This is a genomic window from Haloarchaeobius amylolyticus (assembly GCF_042678045.1).
GTDB lineage: Archaea > Halobacteriota > Halobacteria > Halobacteriales > Natrialbaceae > Natrinema > Natrinema amylolyticus_A.
This window is the reverse complement of the sequence record NZ_JBHUDI010000005.1, coordinates 296,318-312,830: the sequence shown is the minus strand read 5'-3', so window position 1 is coordinate 312,830 and position 16,513 is coordinate 296,318. Positions and strand designations below refer to the sequence as shown.

The 16,513-nt window shown below is 66.1% G+C and carries 14 protein-coding genes and 2 tRNA genes; 9 read left to right on the top strand and 7 right to left on the bottom strand.

What is annotated here, in order from left to right:
* The first annotated feature begins 226 nt into the window (after window positions 1-226).
* Window positions 227-4,420: an outer membrane protein assembly factor BamB family protein gene (locus ACFR99_RS10350; protein ID WP_390286985.1), complete on the top strand. Its 4,194-nt coding sequence runs from the start codon at window positions 227-229 to the stop codon at window positions 4,418-4,420.
* Between the two features lie 60 nt (window positions 4,421-4,480).
* On the opposite strand, the gene ACFR99_RS10345 is transcribed toward ACFR99_RS10350, so the two are convergent.
* Window positions 4,481-5,098 carry a TlpA family protein disulfide reductase gene (locus ACFR99_RS10345; RefSeq protein ID WP_390286983.1) on the bottom strand — a complete coding sequence of 206 codons (618 nt, stop codon included), beginning with the start codon at window positions 5,096-5,098 and terminating at the stop codon, window positions 4,481-4,483.
* Between the two features lie 330 nt (window positions 5,099-5,428).
* Between ACFR99_RS10345 and ACFR99_RS10340 the strand changes: the two genes are divergently transcribed.
* Window positions 5,429-6,106 (top strand): LysE family translocator, encoded by a 678-nt coding sequence (locus ACFR99_RS10340; protein WP_390286981.1) that lies wholly within the window; start codon window positions 5,429-5,431, stop codon window positions 6,104-6,106.
* A gap of 119 nt (window positions 6,107-6,225) precedes the next feature.
* On the opposite strand, the gene ACFR99_RS10335 is transcribed toward ACFR99_RS10340, so the two are convergent.
* Window positions 6,226-6,900 carry an HD domain-containing protein gene (locus tag ACFR99_RS10335; RefSeq protein ID WP_390286979.1) on the bottom strand — a complete coding sequence of 225 codons (675 nt, stop codon included), beginning with the start codon at window positions 6,898-6,900 and terminating at the stop codon, window positions 6,226-6,228.
* Window positions 6,901-7,127: 227 nt separating this feature from the next.
* On the opposite strand from ACFR99_RS10335, the gene ACFR99_RS10330 reads away from it, so the two are divergent.
* The 3 genes from ACFR99_RS10330 (at window position 7,128) to ACFR99_RS10320 (ending at window position 9,786) form a co-directional block, all read left to right on the top strand.
* Window positions 7,128-7,544 carry a cobalamin B12-binding domain-containing protein gene (locus ACFR99_RS10330; RefSeq protein ID WP_390286977.1) on the top strand — a complete coding sequence of 139 codons (417 nt, stop codon included), beginning with the start codon at window positions 7,128-7,130 and terminating at the stop codon, window positions 7,542-7,544.
* Between the two features lie 2 nt (window positions 7,545-7,546).
* Window positions 7,547-8,641, top strand: coding sequence for a methylmalonyl Co-A mutase-associated GTPase MeaB (gene meaB, locus ACFR99_RS10325; RefSeq protein ID WP_390286975.1), 1,095 nt, complete (start codon window positions 7,547-7,549; stop codon window positions 8,639-8,641).
* Between the two features lie 206 nt (window positions 8,642-8,847).
* The gene (locus tag ACFR99_RS10320) at window positions 8,848-9,786 is read left to right on the top strand and encodes an alpha/beta fold hydrolase (RefSeq protein WP_390286973.1); all 939 of its coding nucleotides are present in this window, start codon (window positions 8,848-8,850) and stop codon (window positions 9,784-9,786) included.
* Between the two features lie 316 nt (window positions 9,787-10,102).
* Here the strand turns inward: ACFR99_RS10320 and ACFR99_RS10315 are convergent, their stop codons facing one another.
* The 3 genes from ACFR99_RS10315 to ACFR99_RS10305 form a co-directional block, all read right to left on the bottom strand.
* Window positions 10,103-10,495 carry a Zn-ribbon domain-containing OB-fold protein gene (locus ACFR99_RS10315; RefSeq protein WP_390286971.1) on the bottom strand — a complete coding sequence of 131 codons (393 nt, stop codon included), beginning with the start codon at window positions 10,493-10,495 and terminating at the stop codon, window positions 10,103-10,105.
* A gap of 114 nt (window positions 10,496-10,609) precedes the next feature.
* A complete protein-coding gene (locus tag ACFR99_RS10310; protein WP_390286969.1) occupies window positions 10,610-11,776 on the bottom strand; it encodes a thiolase C-terminal domain-containing protein in 1,167 nt (388 codons plus the stop codon).
* An 892-nt stretch (window positions 11,777-12,668) separates the two neighbouring features.
* A tRNA-Ala gene (locus ACFR99_RS10305) sits at window positions 12,669-12,740 on the bottom strand.
* A gap of 183 nt (window positions 12,741-12,923) precedes the next feature.
* Here ACFR99_RS10305 and ACFR99_RS10300 point away from each other — a divergent pair.
* From ACFR99_RS10300 to ACFR99_RS10285, 4 genes are all read left to right on the top strand, one after another.
* A complete protein-coding gene (locus ACFR99_RS10300; RefSeq protein ID WP_390286967.1) occupies window positions 12,924-13,622 on the top strand; it encodes a class I SAM-dependent methyltransferase in 699 nt (232 codons plus the stop codon).
* A gap of 128 nt (window positions 13,623-13,750) precedes the next feature.
* Window positions 13,751-13,821: transfer RNA gene (locus ACFR99_RS10295), tRNA-Gly, on the top strand.
* A gap of 110 nt (window positions 13,822-13,931) precedes the next feature.
* The gene (locus ACFR99_RS10290; protein WP_390286966.1) at window positions 13,932-14,477 is read left to right on the top strand and encodes a GNAT family N-acetyltransferase; all 546 of its coding nucleotides are present in this window, start codon (window positions 13,932-13,934) and stop codon (window positions 14,475-14,477) included.
* A gap of 220 nt (window positions 14,478-14,697) precedes the next feature.
* Window positions 14,698-15,273 (top strand): carboxymuconolactone decarboxylase family protein, encoded by a 576-nt coding sequence (locus ACFR99_RS10285; RefSeq protein ID WP_390286965.1) that lies wholly within the window; start codon window positions 14,698-14,700, stop codon window positions 15,271-15,273.
* Window positions 15,274-15,328: 55 nt separating this feature from the next.
* On the opposite strand, the gene ACFR99_RS10280 is transcribed toward ACFR99_RS10285, so the two are convergent.
* Both ACFR99_RS10280 and ACFR99_RS10275 read right to left on the bottom strand, forming a co-directional pair.
* A complete protein-coding gene (locus tag ACFR99_RS10280) occupies window positions 15,329-16,360 on the bottom strand; it encodes a sulfite exporter TauE/SafE family protein (protein ID WP_390286964.1) in 1,032 nt (343 codons plus the stop codon).
* Window positions 16,361-16,362: 2 nt separating this feature from the next.
* On the bottom strand, window positions 16,363-16,512 hold the full coding sequence (locus ACFR99_RS10275) for a DUF7512 family protein (protein WP_390286962.1): 150 nt from the start codon (window positions 16,510-16,512) through the stop codon (window positions 16,363-16,365).
* Window position 16,513 lies beyond the last annotated feature (1 nt).

Genomic DNA, 16,513 nt, shown 5'->3' with positions numbered 1-16,513 from the left:
GCAGACGCCCACAGGAAGCCGTCCGTCGAGGACCGAGTCGGTACGGAGGCTCGATTCGAGATCCGCCGGTCGAACTGCCGGACAGTCACTGTCGACTGACGAGACGGACCAGCCGACCGTCGTGTCTATCTGACTGTGCCGGGTATACCATTAACTGCGTGTGTGTATACGTATCGTTCTCGATCAGATCGCGTCGTTCGCGATCGCACATGTTACGGGACGGACTATGTCACGCCACAACGAGATCACGACCGACGAGGGGCTCGAAGTTACCCTCGGTATCGACCAACTCGAGACCTTTCTGACGGCGGACGACCCAGATGTCAGGGAGTACGCAGCCCGCACGCTGGCCGAGGAGGCGTCCGATCGGCCGGCGGACGTGCGATCGGCGGTGGCGTCGCTGACCGACTGTTTCGAGGACGAGCCGGCGATCAGAACCCACGCAGCCGCGGCGCTGTCGGCCGTCGCGGCAGACTATCCGGCAGCGACACGGGATTCCGTGCCGGCGCTGCTCGAGTGGCTCGACGGTTCGCCCGCGATTCGAACGGACGTCGCCGACGCGCTCGCGTCGATTGCAGCCGACGAGCCCGCTGCCGTCGTCGACGCGACGCCCGATCTTGCGGCCGCCGTCACCGATGACGAGCGACGCGTTCGAGTCCGGGTGACGGACGCCCTCGCCGCGATCGCCGCAGCCGAGCCCGAGGCCGTCGTGCCGATCACCGACGAGATCGCAACAGCGATCGACAATGACGTCCGCTCAGTCAGGGAAAACGTGACGGCGATCCTCGCAGCCGTCGCCGAGGTCGATCCCGACGCCGCCCTCGAGACCCGTGATCGACTCGTCGATCGCCTCGAGGACGAGCCGGCCGTCCGGGAGCACGCGACACGGGCGCTGCACGCGATCGCGATCGAGCGGCCGGTCGCGGTCGCATCATCAGTCGACGCCCTCGTGGCAGGGCTGACCGACGAGCGCGAGTCCGTCCGCGTCGACTCCGCGACGGCGATCGCGGCCGTCGCGGCGGCCCGCCCCGAACCGGTCAGCGAGATCGTCGACGCGCTGGCTGCAAGTCTCGACGACGAGGCCGTCGTCAGAACGAAAACCGTCGGCGCGCTTCGAGATGTCGCCGAGTACGACCCCGACGCGGTCGTCCCGGCTGTCGACGCGCTCGTCGATCGGCTCGCGGACGAGCTCGAGGCCGTCCGGGTCGACGCGGCCGCGACGCTGTCGACGGTTGCCACAGCCCAGCCCGACGCGGTCACCCCTGCCGTCGAGCCCCTCGCCCGCCGCGTGACTCGCGACGACCCGCCGATTCGGGACCACGCCGTGAGGACCATCGCTGCCGTGGCCGACGTGGCTCCCGGGGCCGTTGTGCCTGTCGTCGCCGATCTCGCCAGCGCTCTCGAGATCGACGACGACGACGTCCGACTCGAGGCCGTCCGTGCGATTGCCGCCGTTGCGACGACCGACGCGGCCGCCGTCCGCCCCGTCGCGCCGGCACTCGCCGAGCGTCTCGTCGATTCACACGAGCCGGTCCGTCATCGAGCGGCCGTGGCGCTGGGTGCGATCGCTCGCGAGGACGCCGGCGACGCCGGCGACGTCCCGGCGCTGATCGAGGGACTCGAGGACGACGACGAGTGGATCCGCGGCTACGCCGCCAGTCGGTTGGCGACGATCGCCACGTCGTGGACCGGCGACCCCCATCCGGCGGTTCGATCGCTGTGTCGGCGACTCGACCACGAACGCGCGTCGGTCCGGCTCGGGGCGGCTCGCGATCTGGTGACGGTCGCTTCCGAAACACCCCAGGAGGCTCGCGTGGCCGTCGATGCGCTCGGCGAGCGGTTGTCGGACGACGACGCAGACGTCCGCCACACCGCGGCGCTGGCGCTCGAGCGGATCGCGACGACCTCTCCCGATGCGATCCGACCGGCGCTATCGGGACTGTTCGACGCGCTCGACGACGACGATCGGAGCGTCCGCGAGACGGCCCACCGGACGCTCGCGACGGTCGCCGCCGATCCGGACGCGGACTGCCGGCCGACGGTCGCACTTGCCGTCGCGGAAACCGACGCCGACGCCCAGCGGCGTCGCGTCGCCGCCTGCGAGGCGCTTTCCGTCCTCGGCCTCGAGAGCGGTGCCGAGACCGAGGCCGCCGTCGGTGCGGTCTGTGACCTGCTCGTCGAGCCGACGCCGGCCGTCCGCGCTGCGACGCTGGACACGCTCGAGACACTGCTCGGATCCGATTTCGAGACCGAGCCGACACCGCTCGAGGCACTCACGACGGTCCTGTCGGCCGGCGACGAACGCGCGGCGGCTGTCGCGACGGCGCTTCCCGACGTTGCCCGGATGAACCCCCAACTGATCGCCGCGGCGACGCCGCTTTCCGAGCGGCTGCGAGCGGCGGATGGCCGCGAACGACGCGGCCTCGAGCGCGCGCTGGCGACGGCTATCGCAGAGACCGATGGACAGCCGGTCACCGAATTGCTGTGTGACGAACTCGAGGCAGCCGAGACGGATCGGGAATCGATCGCCGGCGAGGTTGCTCGGCTGGCGGCCGCTGCACCCGACGACGCGGCGGCCGCGCGGGAGCGACTCGTCGCGTTGCTCGAGACCGACGACGAGGCGATCCGCGGATACGCGGCACTCGCGCTCGGTATCCTCGCGGTAACGGGTCGAGATAGCGCCACTGCGATCGGCGACGCGATCGACGGCTCCGACGACCGGCTGCACGCGGCTGCCTCGTTCGTCAGTGGCACCACGGCGCCGACTCACACCGACGAGATCGACGCGCAACTCTCCGAAATGGCGCGGCGGCTCGACGACGAGCCGTGGGTTGCTGGACTGGCCGTCCTCGCGCTGTCGGTCCTCGCCGAAAGGTCAGAGCAGTTGCGCCAGACGGGCCTCTCGAAGATCGTGGCCGCCCTCGACGTCGAGAACCCGGTCGTGCGTGTCACCGCCGGACGAACGCTGGCGTCGATGGCCGACGACGATCCCGACGGGTTCGACGCGGTAACCGACGACCTGCTCGGGGCACTGTCGGATTCCGACGCCGACGTCCGTGCCACAGCTGGGGCCGCGCTGGCCGACGTCGCCGAACTCACGTCCGCACTCGAGGGGGACGGCGATCGAATCACCGCCGACCTGCGTCCACGGCTCGCCGATCCCGACGGTCGCGTTCGGACCTGCGCGCTCCGGACTCTGACGGCCGTCGATGCCGTCGACGCGCTTTCGGCCGTTCGACCACTCACTGCCGACCCGGTTCCCGGCGTGTCGGGCGCGGCGACGACCGCGACGGAGCGACTCGAGTACGTCCGCGACAGCGAGGCCGACACCGATCGCGACTGGCCGATGGCGGGTGCAGGGCCGGCGGGAACCAACGCCGTCGCGGACGGCGACCCACTCGGCGCCCGACCGACGGCCCAGTGGCACGTCGAGACCGACGGCGAAGTCACGACCCCACCGGCGCTGGTCGGCGACACCGTCTTTGTCGCCGACGGAAGCGCCGTAGCCGCGCTGTCGATTGTGGACGGGACCGAGCGCTGGCGCGTCGAGCTGGACGCGATCGAGGCGACGCCCACAGTCGTCGACGACACCGTCTACGTGAGCGGTGACACCACGGTCGCCGCGCTCGAGGCCGACACTGGCGACCGCGTCTGGCGACACGCGCTGGACGAGTCAGTCCAAACACCGCCGATCGTCGCCGATGGGACGGTCTACGTCGGCGGCGACGCACTCACCGCGATCGACGTCGAAACCGGCCAGTCGGTCTGGACGGAGCCAGTCGATGGTCGAATCGCCGGGCTCGCCGTCGCCGACGGCGTCGTCTACGTCACCTGTAACGAGTTCGTCGCCGCGTTCGCGGCCGCCGATGGGGACCGGCGCTGGGAGACGGGTATCGAACTCGAGGGAACGGCCCGTGGCCCGGCGGCGGTCGCGGACGGGAGCGTCTTCGTGAGGTGTGGCGATACGCTGTGCGTGCTGACTGCCGCCGACGGCTCACAGGAGTTCCGCTTCGAGACCGGCGGTCGGCTCTCGGTGTCGCCAGCGGTCTCGGATGGAACGGTCTACGTCGCCAGCGACGACGGCAGTGTCTACGCGATCGATGCGGGTACTGGGAGTGAACGCTGGCGAGAACCCCTCGGCCGGCCGGTGACCGCGCCGGTCGTCCTCGCCGACACCGTCTGCCTGGGGACTGCCGATGGGCGGCTGCACGCACTCTCGACTGCCGACGGGTCCCGGTGGTGGGAGTACACGCCGGACACGACGGCTGCAGTCGACGAGTCGGCGATCGTCGCCGCGAGCGGCCGGCTCTGCCTGGGCGATGCATCCGGATTCACTGCGTTCAGCGTCGACCAGTCGTCCTGGACGGAGTCGATCACTGGCCTCCTCACTGGACTCGGCAACGGCTCGGCAGAACGGTAGCTGTCCGCGAACACTGTGGGCTGGATCGCTTGCCCGGAACGTGCTATCCTGGACCGCCGTTCAGGCGGATTCCGATTCGTTTGTGCCGGTCGACGCGTTCGTATCCCCGTCGCCGCTCGTTTCGAGGACCGGCTCGACTGCGTCGACGATCTCTGCCGGCGACGTGATGCCGAGCTTTTCCCAGCGTTTCTCGCCATCCCCATCGATAACGACGGTCACGGGGTAGCCGACGATGCCGTACTGGGACGCGATATCACCCGTCGGATCGTAGCCGACGGGCCAGTTCCCGCCGTGGCCGCGCCACCAGTCTCGAAGCTCGGCCGGCGGCTTGCTCTCGGCTGACTGGTAGGTTGCCCCCAGAAACGTCAGCTCGTCGCCATGGTCTGGGGCGAGTCGCGCGTGTGCCTCGGCGAGGTTTGGCATCTGGGCCTGGCAGTTGCCACACCCCGTGACGAAGAGTTCGACGATCATGACGTCGCCGTTGGGGACGGACAGCGTCCCGGCGTCGCTTCCCCGCGCGTCGATCGTCTCGACGGTGACCGGCCCATCGTCGTCACCGCCGTCGTCCGCGTCGGCGGTGTCGCCTCCGAACGATGGAACGTCCCCCAGGAGGAGGCCTCCTGCGCCGGCGAGGGCGCCGATACTGCCGATTCCGGCCACGATCTCTCTGCGTCTCATGGCAGTCTCACTGTCCAGGTGGAACGCGATCGACACCGATGGGTCGCCATACGGGAGTGTATCGGCGTCAGTGAGTAAGCAGTCACTGGTTTGCGAGTCGAACTACACGATGAAATTAATGTTCATCGCGTTCGGTCGACCGACATCTACTGCTGCCCACCGGACGAGCCACGTCCTGCGTAACCCGCGCATTGGCCTCGTAGCTGTGGGTACACGACCGGTGTGTACCGCCGTTCACGACGTCCGAACGGCCAGTCGATCGGAACTGCGATCGGCCCAGGGCGTTCGCTGCGCTTTTGGCGCTGTATCACCCACTCGCGACCGAGACGCATGGCTTCGCTCATCGTCACTGCACTGGCTGGCGTCGTCTTCGGACTCGCGCTGGCAGCCCCACCAGGGCCCATGAACGCCATCATCGCCGAGGAGAGCGTCGTCCGCGGCTGGGTAGCCGGCTTCCGGGCCGGCCTCGGAGCCATGCTCGCGGACGCGGTCTTTTTCGTCCTCACGCTGGCCGGCGTCGTCGCCATCATCGACCGCCTGTCGGGGCTTCGCCCCGCGCTGTACGTCGCCGGCGGCTGTCTCATGTTGTACTTCGCCGTCGGCGCGATCGACGAGGCCAGAGCCGCCACGTCGTTTACCGACGCCGCCGAAGCCGCCACCTCGGGATTTCGCAAGACCTTCGCACTCTCGCTGACCAACCCCTACCAGATCAGCTTCTGGCTCACCGTCGGCGTCGGCCTGCTCGAGCCCGGGACGCTCGACGTCCTCGCACACGCCCCGGCGGTTGGGAGCGCGCTCGCGGGATCACTGGTCGTTCAGACGGGATCGCCGGCGCTGTTGGTCGGCTTCTTCGCCGGCATCGCGTGCTGGATCGTCGCCTATCCGGCGGCGCTGGTCGCGGCGGGCCGCCGCATCGACGCCTTTGCACCCGCCGTCGCCGCGCTGAGCGCCGTCGTCCTCGTCGGGTTTGGCCTACTCTTTCTCGCGATGGGACTCGGGGTCGTATGAGCGATTGAATTCGGTGCCTCAGCTACAACTGACGCGGCGACCGCACCAGTCGCTGCTCCGAACGCTTTCGTCTCGGAAGAATCCCGTCTCGGCTGGCCGATCCCGTCGACGAGCGACGGTTACTCGCCCAGCGCCGCGATCTCGTCTTCGAGCCACTCGCTGAACCACTTGACGCGTTTCAGGCGCTGGTGGGCGATGCTCTCTGCGGTGTCGCTCTGGACCCGCGAAGCGGCGTCGTAGCCGCGCTCTAAGACGCGCTCGACCATCTCGTCGCTGTCCATGTGCGTGCGGGCCTCATAGCCCATCCGTAACAACATGAGGGCGGTGCCGTTCGCGCCGACCTTGTCGAGTAAGTCGGCCTCGATGAGACACTGGGTCTCGAGCGGGAGGTCGGTCAGATCGCCCTGATAGGAGTGGTGTTCGATGGCGCGACACACCTGCTGGATGAACGAGTCGGGATACTCGCCGTGGGACTCGAGGTACTCACGGGCGACGCGAGCGCCGGCCTCGGCGTGGAGTTCCTGGTCGGTCTCGAGTTTGGCGACGTCGTGAAAGAGGGCGGCGACGCGGGTGACGTCGATGTCTGCGCCCTCGCCGTCGGCGATTTCCGTCGCGAGGTCGACCACGTTGAGGATGTGGTTGTGGCGGTACTCGGCGGAGTGCCACGGGTACCAGCGCATCCGCCCGCCTTCGTCTTCTTTCTCGACGCTGGCTGCGAGATACTCGAAGACGAATCCTTTCATCTCCTCGAACTCGGCGTCGGTCACCCTGGTTTCCTTTATCTCGACACCCACGATAGATCCCTCCGCAGCAGACGAACGATAGTCATTACTGGAATGTTCGGTCGTTTCGCTCTTTAGCCTTTGGTTCGGTCCAGTTTTGGGAGACATGACAGTCAGAGTGTCAACGACCAGCCGATCAATGATCGCTGATTCGCACGCGGCCGGAACCTCGTCGCTGGGCCGGCGGATGGAAACAATTTTCCGTTAAAGTCAAACAGTGGGCTCGGAAAGAGGATGGTATGAGCAGCGAACAGGAAGCGGAGTCGATTCGGTGTCTCGTCGCCAAAGTCGGCCTCGACGGTCACGACCGCGGGGCACACGTCATCGCACGCGCGTTCCGTGACGCCGGCTTCGAGGTCATCTATTCCGGACTGCACAAATCCCCCGAGGAAATCGTTCAGGCGGCCGTCCAGGAAGACGTCGACGTCCTCGGCATCTCCATCCTCTCGGGTGCCCACGACACGCTCGTCCCCAAGATCATGAACGGACTCGAGGAGTACGGCGCGAAAGATGACACGCTCGTCCTCGCCGGCGGCGTCATCCCCGACGAGGACCGCGAGGGACTCAAAGACGAGGGCGTCGCGGCGATCTTCGGCCCCGGGACCTCGATCGAGGAGACCATCGAGTTCGTCCGCGAGAACGCGCCGGAGCGATGACGATGGATCCCGACGATCAGGCGCTGCTCGAGGACCTGCTTGCGGGTGAACACCGCGCACTCGCTCGGGTCATCTCGAAGATCGAGAACCGGTCGCCGGGCTATCGCGACCTCGTCTCGGAGCTGTACGCTCACACCGGCAACGCCGACGTGATCGGCATCACCGGCTCGCCGGGCGCGGGTAAGTCGACGCTGGTCGACAAGCTCGCCGAGGCCTACCGCGACCGCGGCGAAACAGTCGGCGTCATCGCGATCGATCCTTCCTCGCCGTTTACCGGCGGCGCCGTGCTGGGCGACCGCATCCGGATGGCGTCGACCGTCGGCGACATGGACGTCTTCGTCCGGTCGATGAGCGCCCGCGGCACTCTCGGCGGGCTCTCGACGGCGACGGCAGACGCCGTCAAGGCGATGGACGCCTTCGGCAAGGACAAGATCATCATCGAGACCGTCGGCGCCGGCCAAAACGAGATCGACATCGTCCGGACCGCCGACACCGTGGCCGTGCTCGTCCCGCCGGGCTCGGGCGACGACATCCAGACGCTGAAAGCCGGAATCTTGGAGATCGCCGATGTCTTCGTCGTCAACAAGGCCGACCGCGAGGGCGCGGATCGGACCGTCCAGGAACTACGTGAGATGGTCCACCTCGGCGAGGAAAGCGGCCCCGCTGGCAGCGGTGGCCACCACGGCGTCGGTGCGATGGGTGGCGACGGCTCGAGTTGGGGCGATGCCGACGAGGACAGTGCCGAGGACGACGCCGACAGCTGGACCCCGCCGATCGTCGAAACGATTGCCACGAAGGGAACCGGCGTCGACACCTTCATCGACGAGCTCGCGAACCACCGGTCCTACCTCGTCGACTCCGGAACCCACGCCGAGAAGGTCCGCCAGCGCTACGCCGAAGAGATCCGGACGCTGCTGCGCGAGGACGTCCACGCTTTACTCGAGGACGAACTCGCCGACAGCGGCGGGATCGACGACCTCGCCGAGGGCGTCCGACAGGGTGAGACCGATCCCTACACGATCGCGACCGACGTGCTCGCACCCGTCGAGGCCTGCGTCGAGAACATGGCGACCGACACGGACGACGCGAACGAGTAGTCCTATAGTAGCCACTGAACGTCACTGTACACCCGATCGCACGAGGGCTATGCGATCGGTGTGTGAATCGTTTCAGTTGTTACTATAGACTCGAGCCGAGCGACCACAGCGATTCGGGCACGCTCGGTGACAGCGGGACCGGTTTTTGCAGGCAGACGGTGTCCCCGAACCCGAGGCCTAAGGCCGTTGCCTTCCTACACGTCCGTATGAAAGCCCGAACAGTCCTCGGTGCAACTCTCGGAACCATCGGTGGGGCCGTCCTCGGGAATCGCCTCCTGAAACGGCGCGCCGGCGACCTCGCAAACCCGCTGGTCGGCATCGAACGCACCTATCGCTGGCGGGGGATCGAGACGACCTACACCGTCGCCGGCGATCCGACCGATCCGGACATGCTCTTGTGCCATGGAATCTACGCGGGCGCGAGCAGCCACGAGTTCGCACCAATCGTCGAGCGACTGGCAGAGGACTATCACGTCTACGCGGTCGACCTCCCCGGCTTCGGTCGCTCGGAACGGCCGCCGCTGGTCTACTCGTCGTCGCTCTACGCCGAGTTCGTCCGCGACTTCGCGGCCGACGTCACCGACACACCGATCGTCGTCGCCTCATCGTTGACCGGCGCGTTCGCGGTCGACGCCGCCGACGAGACCGACTTCGAGCGGCTGGTGTTGATCTGTCCGACCGACGAGACGGCACCCGAGCGGCCGTGGGTCCGAACCCTGCTTCGGACGCCGATCGTCGGCACGACGCTCTATAACCTGCTGGCGAGCAAACCGTCGATCCGCTACTTCTACAACCGTGACGGCTACTACGACGCCGACCGGATCGATCCCGAGGAGGTCCAGTACGCCTGGGACAGCGCCCACCAGCCTGGCGCACGATACGCCCCCGCTTCCTTCGCCGCAGGGACCCTCGATCCCGACTTCGACCTCGCGACCGAACTGGCCGCCCTCGAGACGCCGACCACGCTCGTCTGGGGCCGCGATGCGGGCCTCGTGCCGCTTCGGGACGGCCGCGACCTCGCGGAGGCAGCCGCACTCGATCTGGTCGTCATCGACTACGCGACGCAGTTGCCCCATGCCGAACATCCCGCCGAATTCGTCGAGTATCTGCGCGCGGAACTTGCACCCGTCGACGCAAACGATTGATTTCCCTCGGGGTGTGCTCGAGAGACGGTAGCGACGCTGGCTCTCGGTTATCCTCCACTAGTGGCGACCACGAGACGCATCCTACGGCGAACAGCCATGTCAGATCCAACACCTGTGTCCGGATAGCAACACGGGTCGGCCGGCAGTGGGGGTCGGGCTGCTCGGAATGGCGACGTTGTAGATGCACTGGGCTACCACGCGGAGACCCCTGCGGGCTCTCGTCCGTGACGAAGCAGATCGTGTCGATTCCCGCGGGGTTTCCCACCTAAAATACCTGTCAGTGTTCGTATCCGGCCGTCAAAAGCGGCGGGGCAGCCTATACTGGCCGGAATCCGATCACGCGCTCGCCGGTCGTCTCGGAGACCGTGATCTCGAGTTCGACTTCGAGTCCGGTGTCGACGGCCGCGGGATCGACGCCGACGACCTGGCCCGTAATTCGGACGGGACCGAAGTTCGCGATCGCCGTCGCGTAGGGGGCATCCTGCTCGAAGGCCGGTGTCGGAACGTGCGTGATGGTGAACGTCTCGATCTCACCGGTTTCCGGCAGGTCAACCCGCTCGAGATCGGTCGCGCCACAGTCGGGACAGACCCGCCGCGGCGGCAGGGAGCCGTGGCCGTTGGCACACTCGAGACAGTAGGCGTCGCCGGTTTCGGCGGCGTCGAGCCACTCGTCGAAGCCGGCATCCGCGACATCGTCGGGATCGTTCATGCAACCACCTCCAGCGTGCGCGCTGGCGTCATCGCACTCACGTCACTTCGTTCGTTCATGCAACCACCTCCAGCGTGCGCGCTGGCGTCATCGCACTCACGTCACTTCGTTCGTTCATGCGACCACCTCCAGGACGTGCACCATCGCACTCGCAACCGTGCCACCCGCGTTGTGGGTGATGCCGGTCGTCGCATCCGCGACGTGGTCGCTGTTCGGATGCGTGCCCGCGAGTAGCATCGTGATCTCGGCGATCTGGGACGCCCCGGTCGCGCCAACCGGGTGCCCCTTGGCTTTCAGCCCGCCCGAGAGGTTGACCGGCAACTCGCCGTCTGCGGTCGTTCGCCCGTCGCGGGCTGCCGAGATCCCCTCACCGATCGGCTCGAGATCGAGCGCCTCGAGCGCCAGCACTTCGGCGATCGTAAAGCAGTCGTGGACCTCCGCGACGTCCACGTCGCCGGCGTCGATGTCGGCGTCGACGTAGGCTTCCCCGGCGGCTTCGCGGGCGGCCGGCGAGCGCGCGAGGTGTTCCCGGTCGTGGAGTGCCATCCGATCGCCGCCCTGACCGGTGCCCGTGATCGCGACGGGAGCCTCGAGGTCGTGCTCGGCGGCGTAGTCCTCGCTGGTGAGCACGAGTGCGGATGCACCGTCTGAGATCGGACAGGCGTCGTAGAGACCGAGCGGCTCCGAGACCGGCGGGGCCTCGAGAACGTCGTCGACCTCGATCGCACGCTGGTACTGGGCCTTCTCGTTGTCCAGTGCGTTGGCGTGGTTCTTGACGGCGATGTGGGCCAGGTCCTCGCGGTCGCCGCCGAACGCGTCGAAGTAAGCCTGGGCCATCAGCGCGTACGCGCCGGGGAAGGTCGTTCCAGCGCGCACCTCCCAGAGGTCGTCCGCGGCGATCGCAAGCGCCTCCGTCGCGCCCGCGGTGCCGAGATTCGTCATCCGCTCTGCGCCGCCGACGAGGAGCACGTCGTTCTCGCCGGTTCGGATCCGTTTGACCGCTTCGCGGACCGCAGCGCCGCTCGAGGCACACGCGGACTCGAACCGCGTCGCGGGTGCCTGGACACCCGCGGCTTCGGCCATCAGTGGCCCCTGATGGCCCTGGTGTTCGGCGATTTCACCCATGAAGTTGCCGTAGAGGACGCCCTCGACGTCGTCTCGAGGCACATCGCTGTCCTCGAAGGCCTCGATGCTCGCTTCGGCGAAGAGGTCCCGTCCGGTCCGCTCGGGACTGTTCCCGAACGGCGTCAACCCTGTTCCAGCGACACGTACGTTAGCCATGTGCACATGTACTGGATGGACCCGTTAATAGTCCGCGGTTACGGAACAATTGTCACACCGGACGATCGTCGTCATCACAGCGCTGTTCTGCGTATTCGGTGTGGAACCTGTCGAGTGCCGTTTCGAACCGAACTCGAGCCGCGCCGTTCTCAGGCGGAGCGAGCGATAAAGCGGGCGAACTGACAGTTTTGAACGTCCTCGAGTGGGCGCCGTAGCCACTGCCCAGGTCACGTTTGTCGAGCAGTGAGCGCTCGAGGACGTCGCGACTCGCTGACGGACAGTCTGCACTCGGAGAGGTGGAAGTACGAGCGGTGAGTCGTTGCGTATGAACGTAACCAGCGTCCCCCTGGAAAGCCGGTGTCGGACCGGCTTACGGGTCTATGGGTGGGTGTACGCATGTCACCCCGAAATTGAGCAGTGATGCCTGCAGGAATCGACTGCGTCAGATTCTCGGGGCGATTCATCATACTGTATCAAAAGGTGATAAAATGCTGGTAATGTGGCACGGGTTGCCGTATCACAGTCGGTTGACGACTGCTCGACGCTCGCTACAGGTGGACACTTGCCGTGGAGATAACCGATACGCGACGAGATCGACGAGCTCACCGGCCGTGATCGTCACCATTCCCGCGTGTGGTGATAGCAGAACGTAAACGTCGTTACACGTCGCGGGCAGCTTGCAACGCTGCGTGTGTTCCTCGAATTCTGCGCGTCGATCGACGCCGTTCCAGAGCTGAATCACACTACCTCGGTTCCCTCAGCAAACCGCCAGCAGGCCTAACCCGCACCTGGGTTTCTGCTGAAGCCTCTTTTGGAGTCGTTCGTAGCCCAAAGTGACGAATCCATCCGCACCATGCGGTAGCGAACCCTGATCACAGCGAAGAAATCGAAGTGGACTCGCCGGGATTTGAACCCGGGGCCTCTCCCATGCCAAGGGAGTGATCTACCCCTGATCTACGAGCCCTCGTACGCATTCCACAGTTCCCGTCGGGTATAGATAAACCCCTCGAATTTCTCGAGCCCCGTCACAGGTCCACATTCTCGCCAGAGAATGTCGATTCGACCTGCCACCCCATCACAGCATAGCGGCTCCGTCTTGGCGCGGGTTGCGAACGCTTTTTGCGGGTTCCCCGACGAAACCCGACCGATGGCCGGGGATCAGAACCGTGACCGTCGAGACGACGAGCGCACCCGCCGCGCCGAGGTGCGTGACACCTACGACCGAATCGCGACCCACTTCGCCTCGACGCGGGAGTACGCCTGGCCCGAAGTCGAAGCCTTCGTCGACACCTATGCGACCGACCGCGGCACCGCCGGCGTCGGTCTCGATCTCGGCTGTGGCAACTGCCGCCACGCCGAACTGCTCGCAGCCGACCTCGAGTCCGTTGTCGGACTCGACGTCAGCCGCGGATTGCTCGAGACGGGCCGGGAACGCGCGCTCGAGCGCGACTTCGACGTCGCACTGGTCCAGGGCGACGCGGCCGCACTGCCGCTGGCGGGCGACACCGTCGACGTCGCGGTCTACGTCGCGACGCTGCATCACCTGCCGACCCGACGCGCCCGCCGGGCAAGTCTCGACGAACTCGCGCGGGTACTGTCCCCCGACGGCCGCGCGCTCGTCAGCGCGTGGTCGACCGCCCACGACCGGTTCGACGAGACCGAGGGTTTCGACACGACGGTCGAGTGGACGCTACCCGGTGGCGAGACGGTCGATCGTTTCTACCACATCTACGCGCCCGACGAGTTCGAAACGGATCTGGCAGACAGCGACCTCGAGGTGCTCGAGTGGGAAGTCTCGAGCGGGAACTGTTATGCGACGGTGGCAGGTGCGGGGCAGACACCGTAGCCGGACTCGGACGGGGACCGAGACGCCGTTTTTCGGTCGGCGATCGGCTGGCGGACGACGGGAATCGCTGGCGGGCGACGGATCGGAAAAGGAAGAGCCTTAAACGTGGAACGAAAATCGGGGAATGCGCGCGGATGGTCTAGTGGTAGGACCTGAGCCTTCCAAGCTCATGGCCCGGGTTCAAATCCCGGTCCGCGCATTCCTGCTGCGAGCATTATCGCGAGCGACAGCATCGTCGCCACTGGGAACATACTCCGAAAAAGAGTGCAAACTCCGTGGATTGTAGTAGGCTGCGTTCCAATACAGCCCGTGGAGTACGACCTGCTCGGCTGGCCGCCCGACGGCCCCACGCTTCGGCTCGATTACGAACGGTTCAGCTACGCTGGCAAGTTCGTCATGACGAACACCGGCAAGGCAGTGGCGCGGTCAGCGGACGACGAGATCGTCGCGGCAGTTGCGTTCAACGAGGATCGAACCGACGCGGACACGCTGTGGCTGCGCTACGTGACCGTCGACCGTGACCGCCGCGGCGAGGGCATCGGTCCCAGCCTCTGCCGAGAGGTCCGCAACCGTGCCCTCGAGCGCGGCTACGAGCGGCTTCGAATCGCCGTCAACAATCCCTTCGCCTACGAGGCACTCTACCGGACCGGCTTCGGCTACACCGGCGAAACGACGGGAATCGCCGAACTAATCCTCAAGCATCCGACGCCGACTGACGGCGACTGGCCCGACGACGAGCGCTATCAGGCCGGTCTCGAGGAGTTTCGCGACCGCGACCTCTCCGACGAAGAGGAGGCGTTTCTCGACTCGCGGCGTGACAGCGAGCCGCCGGCCCTCGAGTCGCGCGAGGAGTGACCGAGAGCGGCCAGGTCTGAACGGGAGCACGTCGCTGGAACGACGTTTGTGTCAGACCACAGCATAGAACCGTAACTCGAGATCCGACCATCAATTAGAGTTGTGAATACCACACAAGATAGTTTCTGTGTGAGCCGGTGGCTGATCGTTCAACTGGCCATCACCAATCGCTTCGGCCGATCGAAACTGCCTTTAGAACGCCGTAGGAACATCTCTGGAGATGACAGAGCCGGAAGACACCGCCGACGAATTTCAGAAGAAAACGTTCACGATCCGAACACTGCCGCTTGGTATTGCTCGGTTCGTACATAATATCCCGCGACTCGTTCGTGCCAGACGAGCCGACAGAGTTACTGATCAGTTCGCAGAGAAGATCATGCTCGCGGTCACGGCAGTCAACGAGTGCCAGTACTGTACCCGATACCACACCGATCTCGCACGCGAGACCGGGATGGATCAGGAGACGATCGCGAAGATCCTCGAGAACGACGTCGGGTCGGCCGTCGACGACGACGAGCAGCCCGCACTCGTGTTTGCCCAGCGGTACGCAGAGACGGACGAGAACCCGGATCAAGAGGCACTGACTGGGTTGCGAGAGGCGTATGGCCGGGAGACGGCCGCGGATATCCTCGCGTTCGTCCGTGCGATCTACTTCGGGAATCTACTGGGCAATACGTACGACGGAGTCCGGTTTACACTCTCACAGCGCGCGCAAACGGGACGACAGTACTTTCGGTCCGCGTCGGCCCGTCTCGGCCGTGCCGTCGAACGGCTGCGCGAGCGGTGTCCAGTCTAACCGCAGGCAGCTAGGTACGGTGGAGTAAGTGTCGTAGGGTGTTTGGCGCTCGGTGTTAGTCGGCGGCTGATGGTGGGGTACCCGCGTTCTCGCGGAGCATGGTGATACTGCTGTAGACGACGGCCCCGCTGACGAGCAGCGCCGCGCCGAGGATGATCGCCAAGCTCACAACGTCGAGGACGGGCATTCCCAGGACACCGCCGAGTTCGCGGACCGCGACGGCGATGGCGCCGAGCAACAGCATGACGCCGAAGTAGACCTTGATGTCTTCTTCGTTGACGAGGTTGGTCGCGGCGGCGCCGACGCGGGCGCCGAGGGCGCTGCCGGCCAGCAGCGGCGCGACGATGCTCAGGTCGACGGCGCCGGACTGGGCGTAGAGGAAGCTACCGATCCCACCCGAGAAGACGATCTCGAACAGGTCGGTCCCGACTGCGACCGGGACAGGTACGCCGATCAGGTAGAACAGCGCGGGCATGCGAATGAATCCGCCGCCGACGCCGAGGAACCCTGACAGCACCCCCGTCGCAAAGGCCACCAGCAGCACCATCCACAGCGAGACCCGGAAGCCGCCGCGGATCGAGATCATCGGCGGCACGTTGTACGACTGGATCTTCTGGGCGATCTCGGGGATCTCCTCGTCCTCGAGATCGGCGTCCTCGTCGACGTCGTGTTCTAGGCCGCCACCGCTGCCTTTCAGCGCTTCGTAGGTGACGAAGACGCCGATCCCACCCAGCAGCAGGACGTACGCGACGCTGACCACCGACCCGGCCAGCCCGAGCTCTTGTAAGTGCTCGAGGCCAATCTTGCCGACTTCGATGCCGGCAGTGGTGCCGGCGATCATCAGGATGCCGAGTTTGTAGTCGACCTGCCCGAGGTCACGGTGTTTGAGCGTCGCGATCACGGAGGTCCCGAAGACGAACGCCAGACCGGATCCGACCGCCACGTTCGCGTCGTACCCCATCACCAGCAGTGCAGGCGTCACCAGGAACGACCCGCCCATCCCGAAGAATCCAAAGAGGATCCCGATGAGCAGGCCGAACCCGGTAAACATCCCGATGAGGAGGACGCTCATTCCGAACAGTTCCATCGCTAGTCACCTCGTAACAGCCCGACGACGTACTCACCGAGGAGCTGTTCGAGGCTGCCGTACCCGACGTAGAGGACGATCGCCTCGAGTAATACGAGACCGACGAGGGCGACTGCTTGCGCGTTCCCAGAGAGGGATTCGATTCCAGACATT